The organism is Rugosimonospora africana, from assembly GCF_016862975.1.
GTDB lineage: Bacteria > Actinomycetota > Actinomycetes > Mycobacteriales > Micromonosporaceae > Rugosimonospora > Rugosimonospora africana.
The window spans coordinates 63,011-79,378 of the sequence record NZ_BONZ01000062.1; the positions used below are offsets into that span (position 1 = coordinate 63,011).

14 protein-coding genes and 1 riboswitch are annotated in these 16,368 nt (G+C 70.4%); of the genes, 8 read left to right on the plus strand and 6 right to left on the minus strand.

The window, feature by feature from the left end:
• The first annotated feature begins 128 nt into the window (after positions 1 to 128).
• Genes Raf01_RS30910 through Raf01_RS30920 form a run of 3 tightly spaced genes read left to right on the plus strand, consistent with a single transcriptional unit; the run spans position 129 to position 3,441 of the window.
• Positions 129 to 1,073, plus strand: coding sequence for an ATP-binding cassette domain-containing protein (locus tag Raf01_RS30910; RefSeq protein ID WP_203921591.1), 945 nt, complete (start codon positions 129 to 131; stop codon positions 1,071 to 1,073).
• Positions 1,070 to 2,662, plus strand: coding sequence for an ABC transporter permease subunit (locus Raf01_RS30915; protein ID WP_203921592.1), 1,593 nt, complete (start codon positions 1,070 to 1,072; stop codon positions 2,660 to 2,662). Before Raf01_RS30910 ends, Raf01_RS30915 begins: the two co-directional genes overlap by 4 nt.
• Positions 2,659 to 3,441 (plus strand): ABC transporter permease subunit, encoded by a 783-nt coding sequence (locus Raf01_RS30920; RefSeq protein ID WP_203921593.1) that lies wholly within the window; start codon positions 2,659 to 2,661, stop codon positions 3,439 to 3,441. The genes Raf01_RS30915 and Raf01_RS30920 overlap by 4 nt, the downstream gene beginning before the upstream one ends.
• A 19-nt stretch (positions 3,442 to 3,460) precedes the next feature.
• Here the strand turns inward: Raf01_RS30920 and Raf01_RS30925 are convergent, their stop codons facing one another.
• Positions 3,461 to 4,315 (minus strand): helix-turn-helix transcriptional regulator, encoded by an 855-nt coding sequence (locus Raf01_RS30925; protein ID WP_203921594.1) that lies wholly within the window; start codon positions 4,313 to 4,315, stop codon positions 3,461 to 3,463.
• Between the two features lie 103 nt (positions 4,316 to 4,418).
• On the opposite strand from Raf01_RS30925, the gene Raf01_RS30930 reads away from it, so the two are divergent.
• The 3 genes from Raf01_RS30930 to Raf01_RS30940 are packed head-to-tail and all read left to right on the plus strand — an operon-like array spanning position 4,419 to position 6,524.
• Complete coding sequence (locus Raf01_RS30930; protein WP_203921595.1) at positions 4,419 to 5,147, plus strand: SDR family oxidoreductase; 729 nt, start codon at positions 4,419 to 4,421, stop codon at positions 5,145 to 5,147.
• Between the two features lie 58 nt (positions 5,148 to 5,205).
• Complete coding sequence (locus Raf01_RS30935) at positions 5,206 to 5,445, plus strand: TrfB-related DNA-binding protein (RefSeq protein ID WP_203921596.1); 240 nt, start codon at positions 5,206 to 5,208, stop codon at positions 5,443 to 5,445.
• Positions 5,442 to 6,524 carry a glycoside hydrolase family 113 protein gene (locus tag Raf01_RS30940; RefSeq protein WP_203921597.1) on the plus strand — a complete coding sequence of 361 codons (1,083 nt, stop codon included), beginning with the start codon at positions 5,442 to 5,444 and terminating at the stop codon, positions 6,522 to 6,524. The genes Raf01_RS30935 and Raf01_RS30940 overlap by 4 nt, the downstream gene beginning before the upstream one ends.
• Before the next feature lie 81 nt (positions 6,525 to 6,605).
• On the opposite strand, the gene Raf01_RS30945 is transcribed toward Raf01_RS30940, so the two are convergent.
• On the minus strand, positions 6,606 to 7,343 hold the full coding sequence (locus Raf01_RS30945; protein ID WP_203921667.1) for a GbsR/MarR family transcriptional regulator: 738 nt from the start codon (positions 7,341 to 7,343) through the stop codon (positions 6,606 to 6,608).
• Positions 7,344 to 7,590: 247 nt separating this feature from the next.
• On the opposite strand from Raf01_RS30945, the gene Raf01_RS30950 reads away from it, so the two are divergent.
• Complete coding sequence (locus Raf01_RS30950; protein ID WP_203921598.1) at positions 7,591 to 8,253, plus strand: DUF4097 family beta strand repeat-containing protein; 663 nt, start codon at positions 7,591 to 7,593, stop codon at positions 8,251 to 8,253.
• Positions 8,254 to 8,417: 164 nt separating this feature from the next.
• Here the strand turns inward: Raf01_RS30950 and Raf01_RS30955 are convergent, their stop codons facing one another.
• From Raf01_RS30955 to Raf01_RS30970, 4 genes are all read right to left on the minus strand, one after another.
• Positions 8,418 to 9,410: a C40 family peptidase gene (locus Raf01_RS30955; protein WP_203921599.1), complete on the minus strand. Its 993-nt coding sequence runs from the start codon at positions 9,408 to 9,410 to the stop codon at positions 8,418 to 8,420.
• A 449-nt stretch (positions 9,411 to 9,859) separates the two neighbouring features.
• Positions 9,860 to 10,630 carry a C39 family peptidase gene (locus Raf01_RS30960; RefSeq protein ID WP_203921600.1) on the minus strand — a complete coding sequence of 257 codons (771 nt, stop codon included), beginning with the start codon at positions 10,628 to 10,630 and terminating at the stop codon, positions 9,860 to 9,862.
• A gap of 438 nt (positions 10,631 to 11,068) precedes the next feature.
• Positions 11,069 to 11,212: riboswitch (cyclic di-AMP (ydaO/yuaA leader) on the minus strand.
• Between the two features lie 531 nt (positions 11,213 to 11,743).
• Positions 11,744 to 13,351, minus strand: coding sequence for a DUF459 domain-containing protein (locus Raf01_RS30965; RefSeq protein WP_203921601.1), 1,608 nt, complete (start codon positions 13,349 to 13,351; stop codon positions 11,744 to 11,746).
• A 25-nt stretch (positions 13,352 to 13,376) separates the two neighbouring features.
• The gene (locus Raf01_RS30970; protein ID WP_203921602.1) at positions 13,377 to 14,753 is read right to left on the minus strand and encodes an MBOAT family O-acyltransferase; all 1,377 of its coding nucleotides are present in this window, start codon (positions 14,751 to 14,753) and stop codon (positions 13,377 to 13,379) included.
• Between the two features lie 304 nt (positions 14,754 to 15,057).
• Here Raf01_RS30970 and Raf01_RS30975 point away from each other — a divergent pair, with 304 nt between their 5' ends.
• Entirely contained in the window at positions 15,058 to 16,275 is a 1,218-nt protein-coding gene (locus Raf01_RS30975; RefSeq protein WP_203921603.1) for a permease, read from the plus strand.
• The last annotated feature ends 93 nt before the right edge of the window (positions 16,276 to 16,368 follow it).

Below are 16,368 nucleotides of genomic sequence, written 5' to 3' on the forward strand. Positions count from 1 at the left end.
CCGGCGCCAGCGACATCGCCGTCCCTCTCAGGAGGGATCGGGAACTGGGCATCCCCCGCGCTAGCGATGCCGGAGATGGCTCTGGCGCGTGACGACCCGCCCCGACCGCGCCGCATACGGTGCGTGACATGGAAGCGACCATTGACGTCACCGGCCTGCGCAAGCGGTTCGGCTCGACCCTGGCCCTGGACGGAATGACGTTCAGTGTCCGGCCCGGGCAGGTCACCGGATTCGTCGGGCCCAACGGTGCCGGTAAGTCCACCACCATGCGGGTGGTCCTGAGTCTGGATAGCGCGGACGAGGGGACCGCGCTGATCGGCGGGCAGCCGTACCACCGGCTGCGCCGCCCGCTGCACCAGGTCGGCGCGCTGCTGGACGCCGGCGCTCTGCACCCGGCCCGCAGCGGCCGTAACCATCTGCTCTGGCTGGCCCACTCGCAGGGCCTGGGCGCCCGGCGGGTCGACGAGGTCCTGGAGCAGGCCGGCCTCGTCAAGGCGGCCCGGCGCCGGGCCGGCGGGTACTCGCTGGGCATGCGGCAGCGGCTTGGGATCGCCGCCGCGCTGCTCGGTGACCCGCCGGTGCTGATGCTCGACGAGCCGTTCAATGGCCTGGACCCCGAGGGCATCGTGTGGATCCGCGGCTTCCTGCGCGGGCTGGCGGCCGAGGGGCGGGCCGTGCTGGTGTCCAGCCACCTCATGAGCGAACTGCAGGACAGCGCCAGCCACCTCGTGGTGGTCGGGCGCGGGCGGGTCGTCGCGGACACCAGCGTGGAGGCCCTGATCTCCGCCGCTTCCGGCGACCGGGTCACCGTGCGCACCACCGCCCGCACCGAGGCGATGACGGTACTGGCCCGGGACGGCGCCACGGTCGCCGTCACCGAGCGGGACACGATCACCGCGGCCGGCCTGCCCGCCGCGCGGATCGTCTCGCTGCTGAACGAGGCCGGGGTGCCGTTCTCCGAGATCTCCTCGCACCGGGCCACGCTGGAGGAGGCGTACATGGAGCTGACCCGCGACTCGGTCGAGTACCGTGCCGCCCCGCTGGCCACCGGCCGCGAGGAGGCGGCCCGATGACCGCCACCGCCACATCGCACCGCTCCGCTGTGGAAAGCGGGCGCGCCGGCTTCGGGCAGGTGCTCCGTGCCGAGTGGACGAAGTTCCGTACGGTGCGCGGCTGGCTCATCGCGACCGCCGTCGCGGTACTGATCATGGTCGCGCTGGGCTGGCTGACCGGCGTGGGCAGCCACAGCTCGTACGACAACGGGCCGGGTACGCCGACGGTCACCGGCCACCCGTACGTGCCGCTCGGGCCGGACGGCGAGGCCGTCAACGACCGGTTCTCCCTCGTGCACCGGTCGCTGGCCGGCGACGGCAGCATCACCGCCCGGTTGACCTCGTTGACCGGTGCCCAGGTCCTCCTCAACCACGACGATCCGTCCGCGCCGTCTGAGACCGAACCCGCGCCGGTGCAGCCGTGGGCGAAGGCGGGGCTGATCGTCAAGGAGAACACCAAGCAGGGCTCCGCCTACGCGGCGATCATGGTCACCGGCGAGCACGGCGTACGGATGCAGTACAACTTCACCGGCGACAAGGCCGGACCGACCGGTACGGTCTCGGCCGGCTCGCCGCGCTGGCTGCGCCTGACCCGTACCGGAGACACCCTCACCGGGTACGCGTCGCCCGACGGCACCAACTGGACGACCGTCGGCACGGTACGGCTGGCCGGGCTGCCGTCGACGGTGCAGGCCGGGCTGTTCGCCGCGTCTCCCGTGGTGGAGAACGTGTCCCAGCACCTGGGCGGCGGCGGGCGGGTCACCGGCGGAAAGTCGCAGCTCACCGCCGGATTCGACAACCTCACCACGGCGGGAGGATTCGCCGGCGGCGACTGGACGGGGACCGCGGTGGGTTCCGACGACGCCCAGGGTCTCGACCAGCGCGGCGGATTCCAGCAGGACGGAGACACGATGAGCGTCAGCGGCAGCGGCGACATCGCCCCGGACGTGGCCGGCTCCGGTGACGCCATGGAACAGACCCTGGCCGGCGTGTTTGGGACGCTGACCGTGATGGTGGTCCTCGGCGTGCTGTTCATCACCGGCGAGTACCGGCGCGGCATGATCCGCACCAGCCTGGCGGCCAGCCCCCGGCGCGGCCGGGTCCTCGCCGCGAAGGCGCTCGTGATCGGCGCCGTCACCTTCGTCGTCAGCCTGGTCGCCACCGCGGTCACGGTGCCGCTGGCCGAGCACATCCTGCGCGGCAACGGCAACTTCGTCTACCCGGTCACCGGACTCACCCAGCTGAGAGTCATCGTGGGTACGGCCGCGCTGCTCGCCGTCGCATCGGTGCTCGCGCTCGCGGTCGGGACGATCATGCGACGCAGCGCCGGGGCGGTCGCCACCGTCATCGTGCTGATCGTCCTGCCGTACATCCTGGCGATCGCGGGCGTCCTACCACCGGGACCGTCGCAGTGGCTGCTGCGGATCACCCCGGCCGCCGGGTTCGCCATCCAGCAGAGCCTCCCCGCGTACCCGCAGCTCAGCCGCGCGTTCACCCCGGCGTTCGGGTTCTACCCGCTTGCGCCGTGGGCCGGGTTCGCGGTGCTGTGCGGCTGGGCCGCGCTCGCGCTGGCCGCCGCCGGGTACCTGCTGCGCCGGAGGGACGTGTGAGGTCGGCGCTGCACGCGGAGTGGACGAAGCTGCGTACCGTCCCGGGGCCGGGCGCTCTGCTGGTGGCCGCGGTCGCGTTGACGGTGGCACTCGGCACGGTGGTGGCCGCGACGCTGACCTGCCCCGCGCAGGGGTGCGCCGCGAACCTCGACGCCGCCAAGACCAGCCTCTCCGGTGTCCAGCTCGGCCAGGCGGTCATCGCCGTCCTGGCCGTGCTGGCGGTCGGCGGGGAGTACAGCACCGGCATGATCCGCACCACGCTGACCGCGATGCCTCGGCGCGCGACCGTCCTGGCCGCGAAGGCGGTGACCGTCACCGGTCTGGTCCTGGTCGCGGGTGCGGTCGCGGCGCTCGGCAGTGTCCTGGCCGGGCGGCTGATCCTGCCCGGCAACGGCCTGACCCCCGAGCACGGGTACCCGCCGCTGTCCCTGACGGATGGCCCGACGCTGCGCGCGGCCGGGGGATCGGTGCTGTACCTCGCCCTGATCGGACTGCTCAGCCTGAGCGTCGCGACCATCGTGCGGGACTCTGCCGCCGCCATCGGGCTCGTCCTCGGGGTGCTGTACCTGTTCCCGATCGTGCTGCACGTGATCAGCGATCCGGACTGGCAGCGGCACCTCCAGCAGATCGCGCCGAGCAACGCGGGGCTGGCGATCCAGACCACGGTCGGCGTGCCGGACCTGCCGATCGGCCCGTGGGCCGGCCTCGGCGTCCTCGCCGCGTGGGCGGCCGGGGCGCTGCTGGTCGGTGGCCTGCTGCTGCGCCTGCGTGACACGTGATCCTCCGCTGGTCGGGCCGTCAGCGGACGCTGTCCGCGGCGCTCCACTGGGTGCCGACGACGCCGAGCAGCCGCAGCGCCTCAAAGGACGGGCTGCCCGGTGCGGCGGTGTAGATGATCAGACGTTGCCCGTGCCCGGCGATGTCCAGCACCTCGCACTCCAGAACCAGCTCACCGATCACCGGGTGGCGTACCCGCTTGATCGTCGAGCCGGGCCGCACGCACACCCGCAACTGCTCCCACCGCCGGACGAACTCCGGGCTCGCCGCGCGCAGCCGGGAGATCAGGAGGTGGATGCCAGGGTCCTCCGGGTACCGGGCCGCCGCGCCGCGCAGTTCCGCGACGCACTCGTCGGCGAACGTGGAGGACTCCGGGTCGGCCAGTGCCATGGCGGAGTACTCGCCGGTGAACAGGTTCCAGATCATGTTGCGCCGGCCGGGCGGCCAGGTGGTCGGGTCGCCGAGCAGCGCGGCGGCCATCAGGTTCCAGGCCAGGATCTCGTACTTGGCGTCGATGACATACGCGGGCGTGTCGTCGAGCCGGTCGAGCAGGTGCAGGATGCCGGCCGGTACGTCCGGGCTCGGTCCGGTCGGCGGGACGGGCACCTCGCCGGCCAGGTGGTACAGGTGGGCGCGTTCGGCGTCGTACAGCCGCAGCGCCCGGGCGAGCGCGCCGAGGACCTGCCGGGACGGCCGCGGGCCGCGGGCCTGCTCCAGCCGGGAGTAGTAGTCGACCGAGATGCCGGCGAGCCGGGCCACCTCCTCACGGCGCAGGCCCGGGGTGCGGCGCCGCCCGCCCGCCGCCAACCCGACGTCGCCGGGCTGCACCCGGGAGCGGCGGCTGCGCAGGAACTCGGCGAGCTGCGGGCGATCCATGGAACCCATCCTGCGCCGCCCGGCCGGCGGCAACCAGGGACTGCCAGTCCGTGGTTACCCGGGTCTCTTTTCGTCGCGTCGCGGGCGACGCAGGCTGCCTGTCATGAACGACGTGACGGTGGCCCTGGTGACCGGGGCCAACAAGGGGATCGGATACGAGATCGCGCGCGGCCTGGGCGCTGCCGGCGCCACGGTGCTGGTCGGTGCCCGCGATGCCGCCCGAGGTGCGACCGCGGCCGAAAAGCTGTCCGCGGAGGGGATCGTCGCGGTACCGGTGGAGTTGGACGTGACCGACCCGGTGTCGGTGTCGGCCGCGGCGGCCCGGGTGGAGCGCGAATACGGCCGGCTGGACATCCTGGTCAACAATGCCGGAGTCCTGCTGGAACGGGGACAGAAGCCCAGCCGGACGCCGGTGGAGGCACTGATCCTCACCTATGCCACGAACGTGTACGGCGTGGTGGCCGTGACCAACGCGATGCTGCCCCTGCTCCGGGCCTCGGCGGCCGGACGCATCGTCAACCTCTCCAGCGGCCTGGGCTCGCTCGCGCTGACCAGCGACCCGGACAACTTCTACTCGACCGCCCCGCTGCTGGCATACAACTCGTCGAAGAGCGCGCTGAACGCGATCACCGTCTCGTACGCCAACGAGCTGAGGGACACGCCGATCAAGGTGAACGCCGCCGACCCGGGCTACTGCGCGACCGACCTCAACGGCCATTCCGGGCCGCGCACCCCGGCCCAGGGCGCCGCCGCCGCGATCCGGCTCGCCACCCTGCCGGCAGACGGCCCGACGGCCGGGTTCTTCTCCGAGGACGGCGCGGAACCCTGGTAGCTCGACAATTGACAACCCCTGGTTGACAATGACAACCGGGGGTTGTCAAACTGGCGGCATGCGGAAGAACTCAGACCCGGCGGCGCACGCCGACCTCTTCGCCCGACTCAAGCAGGTGCGTGCCGAGGCGATCGAGCACGCGCGCATCGCGCGCACTCTGGCCCAGGAGCGGCGACGGATCATCGATGAGTTGCTGGCCGAGGGGTTCAGCCAGGCCGACCTCGCCCGGGAACTGGGCGTGAGCCGGCAGGCGATCCAGAAGATGGTCGCGGCCGGTCAGGGCGGCGGCGACGAATGAGACGCAAGGGCGTGCTCTACGACGTCGGTCGGGTGCTGGGCACCGACTGGCGGCCGGACTACCGGCCCGACCTGGTCCGGCGGGAGTTGGCGATCATCGCGGCGGATCTGCACTGCACCGCCGTGAGGATCTGCGGCCGTGACCTCGACCGGCTTGAGCATGCCGCCTCGGTCGCCCTGGACCTGGGCATGGAGGTGTGGTTCTCGCCCGAGCTGTGGGGCCGGAAAGCCGGCCCGACACTGGCATACCTGGCGACCGCCGCCGAGGCCGCGCAGCGGTTGCGCCGCCGGGCGCCGGGCGGCGTGGTGTTCAGCGTCGGCAGCGAGCTGAGCCTGTTCATGCGCGGGCTCCTGCCCGGGCGTACGCTCCAGCGCCGGATCCGGTACGCGCTGAGCCAGCCGCACGTCGGCCGGCAGTCGGGTCCGCTCAACGCGTTCCTGGCGAGTGCCGTCAGCGTGGTGCGCCGGGTCTTCGGTGGCCCGGTCACGTACTCGTCGCTGGACTTCGAGCGGGTGGACTGGACTCCGTTCGACATCGTCGGGGTGGACCACTACTGGCACAAGCTGATCGCCGACCGGTACGCGCTGACGCTGCGGCCGTGGCTCGCGACCGGCAAGCCGGTGGTGGTCACCGAGTTCGGGTTCCGCACCCGGACCGGAGCCGACCAGACCGGCGGCGCCGGGCCGGAAAACGTGGCCATGACAAGCGCTCTGCTGTACTTCACGCCCGGCCTCCGGCACCTGATGATGTCCGCGCCGACCGAGCCCGCCGGCGCGTTGCGACGGTTGGTTCTGCCCCGGGTCAGGACCGTTCACGAACGCAACGAGGCACATCAGGCCGACAGTCTCGTCCGCCAGCTCACCGTCCTGGACGACGCGGGTGTCGACGGCGCGTTCGTCCAAACGTTCGTCACGCCGCTCAACCTCCACCATCCGCACCCGCGACACGACCTCGACACCGACTGCTTCGCCCTGGTGAAGAGCCTGCCTCGCGGGCGTCGGGGCACCACGTACCCGGACCTGGCCTGGGAACCGAAGCGGTCATTCACCGCCGTCGCCGACTTCTACGCCACGCACTGAGGCACTTCTACGCCACGCGCTGAGAGGGAAGCGCCGCGCCGGCCTCGTCTCACGCTGCGGTCGTCTGCCCGAGATCTGAGCTCAACTGGCGGTGCCGTCCGAGGTCGTCTCGGTTCTGGTGTAGAGGACCTCGCGGCCCTGTTCGGCGGCGCGGATCAGCGCTTCGCTGACGAAGTCGAGGAAGCGGGCGGCATTCTCGAGGCGGGTGGCGGCCGGGGTGCCGCGGCCGAGGATGGCGACGCCCTGCCGCGCGGCCGCGATGAACTCGTCGTTGGACCGGGCGCTGCGGATCATCGCCTGATACCAGAGGTCGTCGTCGACGACGTAGCGCTCGCGGCGGCGTTCGTCGCGTTCCCGGCGGACGAGGTCCAGGCTCTCCAGGAACGTGATCGCCTTGGAGATGGACGCCGGGCTGACCTGGAGGCGCTGGGCGAGTTCGGAGGCGGTGAGGCTGCCGCTGTCGGTGGTGTAGAGGCAGCTCAGCACCCGGGACATCATCTTGGGCAGGCCCGAGGTCATGTAGACGGTGGTGAGGGCCTCCTGGTAGTCGCGCACGGCCTCGGCGTCGCGTCCGTGGGGCTGCAGGGGCGCCTGCGATGCCTGCGGGGTGGACTGCCTGCGCCGGTGGGTGCGCTGCTGGGTGGCGCGGTGAGCCAGGTCGGCGCGGTAGCCGGTGGGGCCGCCGTTTCGCAGCACCTCACGGGTGATCGTCGAGGTCGGACGGTCGAGACGGCGGGCGATCTCGGCGTAGGCCAGGCCGTCGGCCAGCCCCGTCGCGATCTGCTGGCGCTCCTGCTGGGTGAGCCTGCCTCCCGGCATCACGATCCCCTTCATGCCTCAGCGCCCCACGGCGCCGTCCGGTACTGCCAGACGCAGCATAGCGTTCACCGTCAGGGCATTGCAACGATTGAACGGGCCTTCATTGCATTAATCGGGAGACGGTTGCAATGATTACTGGGCTCTGACCTGCGGATATGCTGTTTACAAGCAAAGATCGTGTTGCCAGAAACAGGAAAGCAACGTAGCGTTTCCGGTGTCAGAAACAACCCCGTACAAGGAGCACACGATGCAGAAGTTCGACACCCCGGCGCCGATCTCCGCCGTCCTTCACATCCCCGCGGGACGCGTCCAGCTCATCGCCGCCGACCGGACCGACACCACGGTCGAGGTCCTGCCCAGCAACGCCGCCAAGAGCCGCGACGTGAAAGCGGCCGAGCAGACCACGGTCGCATACGCCGATGGCGTCCTGCGGATCGAGACTCCGGTGAAGAACCAGTACTTCGGCCCCTCCGGCTCCATCGAGGTGACCGTCAAGCTGCCCGCCGGTTCCCGGGTCGAGGCGAAGACGGCCAGCACCGAACTCCGGACCGTCGGCCGCCTCGGCGACGTCGCCTTCGAAGGCGCGTACCGCCAGATCAAGCTCGACGAGACGGCGAGCCTCCGCCTCACCGCGACCGACGGAGACATCGAGGTCGGCCGGCTGGGCGGTCCCGCGGAGATCAGCACCGCACGGGGCGACATCCAGATCGCCGAGGCCACGGGCGGCAAGGTCGTGCTGCGCACCCAGTCCGGCGACATCTCGGTCGGCGCCGCCGCCGGTGTCTCGGCCGCGCTGGACGCCGGCAGCTCTCACGGCCGCATCGCCAACAGCCTCAAGAACGATGGCACCGCCACCCTCGACATCCATGCCACCACCACCAACGGCGACATCACCGCCCGCAGCCTGTGACCCGCGGCCGCTGCCGGGGCCGCATCACGACGAACCCGGCCACCGCGGTGAACAGGCTGCGCGAGTCCCGGCCGAGGACCGGCCGAAAGGGCCGTCAGACCAACCGGTCTGACGGCCCTGGGCCGTTCCGAGTGTGCTTTTGGTGCGCGGGCGCGGGATCCCGGTCAGCCCGGCCGGCGGAAGCCGGCGATCGGCAGGTACGGGTTGCTCAGCTGGGTCATCCGCACCACGTCGCCGGTGGTCGGTGCGTGCACCACCCAGCCGTCGCCGACGTACATGCCCATGTGGTGGTGGTCGCTGAAGTAGAAGACCAGGTCTCCGGGCTGCAACTGGGAACGGCTGACCGACTTGGTCTCGCTCCACTGCCAGCCGGTGAAGTGGCCCAGCGTCACGCCTGCCTTGCCCCACGCGTACAGCGTCAGGCCGGAGCAGTCGAACGTCCTCGGGCCGGCGGTCGCCCATATGTACGACTTCCCGATCTGCTGGCACGCCGTCTTCGCGGCGATCGCTCCCTTGCCCGTGGTCAGCTCGGCCGGGCAGGCGACCGGCTGCAGCGAACCGCCCGCCTTGCCGCTGGCGCCGTACGCCTGCCGGCGCAGTACCTGCAGGTTGTCCATCTGCTTCTGGATGGTGGTCTTTTCGTGGGCGAGGCTCGCGTCCTGCACCGACTCCGTGGCGACGAGCCGGTCCAGCGGCTGCTTCTGCGCGTTGTACTTCGCGAGCAGGTCCGCGGCACCCTGGATCGTGTCGGACTGGCGGTGCGCCATCGCGTCCAATGTGGACAGCTGATCGGCCATCGTCGCCGGAGTGCCCGAGTTCAGCAGCGCGTCCAGCGGCGAGGTGGCGCCGTGCTCGTAGAGCTGCGTGGACAGCGCGCTGACCCGGGTCATGGTCAGATCGACCTGGACCTGCAGCGGTTCGATCTGCCGTTTCAGCGTGGCGACCTTGCCCTGGTTCTGCAGCAGCTGGCTGTGCAACTCGTTGTACTGCTCGACGAGCGGCTCAAGCTTGTTCCAGGATTCGTTGATCTGCCCCTCGATGTCGGAGATCGAGGGCGTCGCCTCGGCGTTCGTGCCGGTGCCGACGACCGCGACCAGTACGGCGGCGAGGGCGATCGCGACCCGGCGTGGGCGGGTGAGCACTCGGGCTGACGCCACGGGCGGCTCCTTCTTCCTCGACCGCCTCCGGGGCAGCCGACGGGTTCGGGCGACAGGCCCTGTCGCGCTACTGCGCGGACGCAATCCGGTGCTGCGGTGGGTACCCGGCTCGTGGTGACGACTCGGCGGTGTCCGGGCGGTGGGCGACCGCACGGTAGGGGTGACCTTGGACGCCCAGACGATAGTCAGCGGTACCGGTGGAATTCAAGCCGGACCGGTCATCTGGGTCGTAGTCGAATCGTCACGCATCGACGTCTGTAGGGGTGGCGGGTTATTCGCGAACGAACAACTCGTTCCATTCCCTGATGCGCCAGTTCTTCGCCACCGGGTCGTCGGCGGGCTCGGAGAAGACCACGTACCTCACGCCGGGAGTATAGGCCGGCGCAGACGCGAAACGCCTCGTCCGCGAACCGCTGGCGGTTCGCGGACGAGGCGTGGTGGGCGTCGGGTCAGGAGGAGTAACCCCGGGTGCCCATCCAGTTGGCCAGCGTGCTGGCGCTCATCCAGTAGGTGTCGGCACCCTCGCCGGCCGGGTCGGCGATGTGCACGCTGCGGCCGTTGTCGCTGTAGCCGATGACGGCGATGTAGTGGCCGCCGTCGTACTCGTGGAAGCCGCCCGAGGAATCCTGCACGCTACCGACGATGTTCGCCACGATGCCGTACCCGTTGCTGATCGCGTGCACGGCGTTCTTCTCCAGCGTGGCGACCTCGGCCGTGGTCGCGCTGCCGCCCGGGATGAACGTGGTGTGGTAGAAGCTCGTGTGCTCCAGGCGGTTCAGCTCGGCCGTGGTGTCGGACGCCGAGTTCGTACCGTTGGTTGTGGTGCCCATGGCCATGGCGATCGTGTCCTGGCTGGGCGGGGCGATCCGGGTGCTCGCCGCGATCCGGGTGGCAGCCGGGCCGCAGTAGTACCCATTGATCTGGTACTCGAAGTCGATCTTGAGGTCCTTCGCGGCCGGAGCCGCGACCGTGGTCGCCTTCTTGACCTTCGGCTTGGCCGGGGCGGTGGTCGCCGGAGGCGCTGCCGGAGACGCCGGAGCTGCCGGTGCCGGCGGCTGCGACGAGGCCGTCGCGGCGGCCTCGGGCGCGGCGTGGGTGGCCTGACCGGTGGCCGTGCCGGCGGCGTTGGTCAGAGAGAACGACGCGGTGTTGCTGGTCGCCGTCGAGCCCTTGCCGAGACTGAGCGGCAGCGCGATGAGCAGGGCCACGCCGAGTGTCACCGCCGAGACGATGGCGACGCGATGCGTGCGCCGGGGCACTGTGTTCCGGAAACGCTTACCGAGATTTTGGGGGTTCACTATTCCTCGCCAGGGTATTTCGATCGCTCGATTTTCGAGCTGATGGATTTCTGGAAAGGCCGGCTGGTGAAAAAGGGCACAGCCGAAGCGGGAGACCTATTCCGGGGCATGCGGAGTCAGCGATTCCGAGTGTGGAATCGCGTGAGACTGGTCAGATCAACCGTTTCGGGTGACCGGGTCGGTAGGGATACCCGGGCGAGAAATCACCCAGTCGTACCCGATTACCGTCCACGCGCCACAAGCCGGCGGTGAGACTTACTGATCCGACCTCATGAAATCGCTGGTGCCAGCGCCAACGGGCGCGCGCCGAGCCGGTCCGACGGCGGTATGAGCCACGACAATTCGAGTCGCACGAGCAGGTACTCCTTCCGGTGCCGCTTACCGGGTTAGCTGACGGGTTCGGACGGGAAAGAGCGCCCTACCGCGGACGGGGGAGTCCACGGATTCACCCCAACAACAACGGGTCCCCGATTCGTGACGAACACGATTCAGCGGGTCTGTTCCGGTGTCACCTTCAGTCGATGACGGGGGGCCGGACCAGACGGGTTGACAGTAACGGTGGCTCTCCCTCCTGCCAACCCCTGACCTCGGATTCCTCGCAGTCGACGCAGCGTTTCCCGGCGGCGAAGCAGTCGACAGAAGCGGTCGGACACCGGGTCGTTGAATACGAAGCGTGACAACGGTTCCACTCGATGTTCGATTACGCCCGGTCGAAAATCGGATGCTCTGTGCGTCCGGAGGACATCGATGACGTGCTTTCCGTGATCGACTTTCCGTGCCTGGGCGGGTGCGCGCGGTGTGCTCGCGGCCGTCGGACCGGCGATTTATATCACCGGAAATTCAGGCAACGGCGCGACCGTACGGTGCCCGGAATGCGGAGTTCGGCCCTGGCGCCGGGCGGTCGTCGGCGGCCCCTCGCGAGCCGGCGTCGCTCGAGCGACGGGTCCGCCGTTCGAGCGACGGGTCCGAGTTCATTGCGGCGCCAGACGCGCCGAGCCGGACCCGTCGACCGGGTCTGCGGGGAAGCGACAGGGTTCAGGCCGCTCCGGCGGCTGGCGGCCCGCCGTCGGTGGGTCGGACGGTTGCCGGATCCGACATTTGCGTAAGGCCGGAGTTGTCCGGGTCAGCGGTCGCTGGTCTGGTAACCGGCCGGGTGGGCGGCACCGTGCCCACCCGGCCGGCTGCTGTGACGGTGTCCGGCCCGGGGGAGTGGGTACCGCGGGACCGGGCGCCGACGTACGGGCGGGTGTGCACCTGCGACCGCGCGCCCCGGAACCGGTGGGTGAGCAGGCTGCTGGCCGGCCTCCCGCGCAGCAACCGGCGGGTGATCACGCCCCGGCCGTAGACGACCGCCAGGGCGGCCATGATGAGCACCAGACCGAGCGGCTGCGCCGGATGTTCGGGCTGTGAGCCGGCGTGCCGGGTCGTTCCGGTCAGCGCAGCGTCCTCGTGGCCCGACCCGACGGCCGGCGCGCCGTCTGCCCGGCTCGGGCCCGGTGCCGGGGAGGGGTCCGCCCGCCGTGGCTGCGTGCCCTGCTGTGTGGCCCGCTGCTTGCCCGGAGCCGGGTTCACCGGGTCGCCCCGCTGCGCCGCCTCGGCCTGCTGGTTGCGCTGCGCGGCCTCGCGGTCCAGGTACCGCAGCAGCAGCCGGGCGACGATCATCCCGCCGGCCCGGGTCAGGTGTGAGCCGTCCGGCAGTCGCGTGTTCGCCACCGTGGCGCCGGTGGTCGGGTCGGGTACCGAGGTCGAGTAGCGGCCGCCCACCGAGAACAACTGGTACTGGTCCATCATCGCGGCGGCCGGAACCCGGCTGACCGCGTCGCGTACCGCCGCCCCGATGTTGCGGAAGATGGCGTTGACGTTGCCGCCCTCGGCGGGATTGGTCTGCGCGTCGATCGGCGGGGCCGCCCAGATCACGAGCTTGACGCCACCGGCCTGGTACGCGTTGATGACCGCCTGCACCCGGGCGCTGTAGAGCCGTTGCCAGCCGGTGCTGTACGGGCTGACGCCCTCCAGCGGGAAGCCGTCGTTCTCGCCGAGGAACACCACAGCCACGTCCGGGTGCTCGGTGGCCGCCTGCGACGCGGCCTTGAGCGACCAGTCGAACGCGTCCGGCCGGGTCAGCCCGGTGCCGGCGTAGGGCTCGTCGCGCACGTCGAGGTCGCTGCGGTCCGCCGAGCCGAGGAGGTCGGACAGCGCGTATCCGGGTTCGCCGGCCATCGAGTCGCCGGTCACCAGTACCCGCAGCGGGTGGCCTGGTTCCGGCTGCGGCAGGGCGGCCGGCAGCGGCAGTCCGTCGACCAGGTACGGGATCGATGACGGCGTGACCGCCGGCGAGGGGGACGGACCGGCCGGCCGCTTCGCCCGCTGCTCCGCCAGCGCCTTCGCCTTGGCCGCCAACCCGTCCGGATCCGCCTCGGAACTGCCCGCCGGCGCGTTGCCGAACGTCCGGGCCAGCGCGTCGTACGGAACGTCGAGCCCGATCGCCTCCGCCACCTGGTCCACCGGGCGCAGCACGGAGACCAACGGCGTCCGTACCCCCGAATAGCGCACGTCCTGCGCGGCGGCCAGCGCGCCCTGGCTGTCCAGCAGCGTCGCCGCGGCCAACGCGACAAGGACCACGGTGACCATCGGACGCCTCATGTGTCCCGCCTGCCTCCCGTCCGGGCTAGAACTGGTAGTAGATGAAGGCCGGTACGCCCAGGTTCGGCGCGATGGCCAGCAGCGCGACGAAGGCCAGCGCGAGCGTCACGCCCTGCGCCACCGGCGACATGGTGCCGAGTGCGGCGCGTACCGGTCGGGTCAGGAACCCGGGCGGGACGAGCTGGATCGCGGTACCGGCCAGGACCAGCACGACGAGCAGGGGTGCGACCAGGCCGGTACCGTGCGCGGTCCACGCGGTCAGCCGACCCAGCACGGCGAACGCGTCGGAGAACCCGGGTGCCCGGAAGAACACCCAGCACAGTGCGACGAAGTGAAAGGTGATGAGCCGCCCGAGCCATGGCCGCCGCGCCGGCCCGGTGCGGCGCTCGACGGCCAGGGCCGCGCCGTGTAGCCCACCCCAGGCCACGAACGTCCAGTTGGCACCGTGCCACAGGCCGCCGAGCAGCATAGTGAGGAAGAGATTGCGGCGGGAGCGGCTCCGGCCACCGCCCAGCGGGATGTAGACGTAGTCGCGCAACCAGCTGGACAGCGAGATGTGCCAGCGCCGCCAGAACTCGCGCAGGCTCGCCGAGGAGTACGGGCGGTCGAAGTTGACCGGGAACCGGAATCCGAGCAGCAGTGCCAGCCCGATCGCGATGTCGGTGTAGCCGGAGAAGTCCGCGTAGATCTGCGCCGCGTACGCGTAGATGGCGAACAGCACCTCGTACGCCGCGTGCTGATCGGGCGCGGCGAAGACCGGGTCGACGACCAGCTTGCCCAGCGTGTCGGCGATCACCAGCTTCTTCGCCAGACCGGCGACGATCAGCGTGCCGGCACGGGTGTACGGCACCTGTGCCGGGTCCCGGGGTTCGGCGAACTGCGGGATCAGCTCGCGGGCCCGCACGATCGGCCCGGCGAACAGATGCGGAAAGAACGCCTGGTACACCAGGAAGTCCAGGGTCGGTGCCGGCCGCGCGAGATCGCCGCGCCACAGATCGACCAGGTAACTGATGCCCTGGAAAGTGTAGAAGGAGACGCCGATCGTCGCGACGAGCACGATGACCGGCAGTGGCGCGCCCAGCCCGATGCGGTTCAGCGCCGCGTCGATCTCGTGGGCGAAGAATCCGGCGTACTTGGCGTAGCCGAGCAGCGCGATGTCGCCGGCGATCCCGGTGATCAGCAGGGTACGGCGCCGGGTACGGAAGACCAGCCAGCCGAACGCCTGGTTCCACAGAGTGACGCCGATGAGGACGAGAACCAGCTTCGGGCTGGCCCAGCCGTAGCAGACGTACGAGGCGACCAGGATGAACGGCTTCCAGAGCCGGGGCCGCGGCATCAGCCACCAGTTGACCATGAGTACGGCGGCGAAGAAGGCCGCGAACTCCACGGTCGGAAACAACATGATCCTTACACTATGATTTACGGCCTTTGTCGCGGGTCGGTGACCACGAGTTCGGCGCCTAAAAGGTGAAAAATCCTCGAACTGCCTCTTCGGTCACCGGATGGGGTCACCGTTTCCGGCGCGGCCCTGCCGGGCGGGTGGCCGGTCTTGCGTGGGCGGGCGCCGGCCGCAAGCCGGTGGTCGGGGAGCCGCCGATGCGGGGCGGGCGCCGGAGACCGCCGCGGTCGCTCGGCGCGGCGGACGCGCTGTGGCGCTGCTCGCAGATTGCCGATTACCCATACCCCCCAGGGGTATATTGGCGGGCATGTGGAGCGCAATCGTGCACGCTTTGGCCATTGCCGGTTCGATGACCTGGGAGATCCTCTGGGCGCTCATCCTGGGCTTCGGACTGTCCGCGATCGTCCAGGCGGTGGTCCGCCGCTCGACCGTGGTCCGGCTGCTCGGCGACAACCGCCCGCGGACCCTCGCCCTCGCCGCCGGGCTCGGCGCCGGTTCATCCTCCTGCTCGTACGCGGCCGTGGCGCTGGCGCGTTCGCTGTTCCGCAAGGGTGCGAACTTCACCGCGGCGATGGCCTTCGAGGTGGCGTCGACGAACCTGGTGATCGAACTCGGGGTGATCCTGGCGCTGTTGGTGGGCTGGCAGTTCACCGTCGCCGAGTTCATCGGCGGCCCCATCATGATCGTGCTGCTGGCCCTGCTGTTCCGGCTGACCCTGCGCACCCGGCTGCTGAACCGGGCACGTGCCCAGGCGGATCGGGGCCTGGCCGGCTCCATGGAGGGGCACGCGGCCATGGACATGTCCGTCCAGAGTGGAGGGTCGTTCGGCCGGCGGTTGCTGTCCCGGGAGGGCTTCACGTCGGTGTCCCATGTGTTCGTGATGGAGTGGGCGGCGATCTGGCGGGACCTGTTCGGCGGGCTGCTCATCGCCGGTGCCATCGCCGCCTGGGTACCGGAGGCGTTCTGGCGCGCGTTCTTCTTCAGCGGCCACCCCCTGCTGTCCAAGGTGTGGGGACCGCTGATCGGGCCGGTGGTCGCGGTGGTGTCGTTCGTGTGCTCGATCGGCAACGTGCCGCTGGCGGCGGTGCTCTGGAACGGCGGGATCAGCTTCGGCGGGGTGGTGGCGTTCATCTTCGCTGACCTGATCATCCTGCCGATCATCAACATCTACCGCCGGTACTACGGCTGGCGTACCGCGCTCTACATCACCGGCACCTTCTACCTGACCTCGGTCGTGGCGGGATACCTGGTGGAGTTGCTCTTCGGGGTTACCGGGCTGGTCCCGTCCGGCCGTCATGCGCGAGTGGTGGAGTCGGCGGTGAGCTGGAACTACACGACGTACCTCAACATCGTGTTCCTGGTTGTCGCCGCGGTTCTGGTGGTGCGGTTCCTGGGTACCGGCGGCATCGGCATGCTGCGCATGATGGGCGGCGCCCCGGGCTCCGGCCACGACCACGGCGCTGGCCATGAGCACGGCGGTGGTCATGAGCACAGCCACGAGCACGCCGAGCATCGCGCGTCGTGATGAGCGCCACCATGGTCGAATCGGCTATCGTGTTGTCGTTCGACGCGGGGGTGGCTTTGCCGCGGGTAGACATGCGGTCGGTTGTGGTTGCGG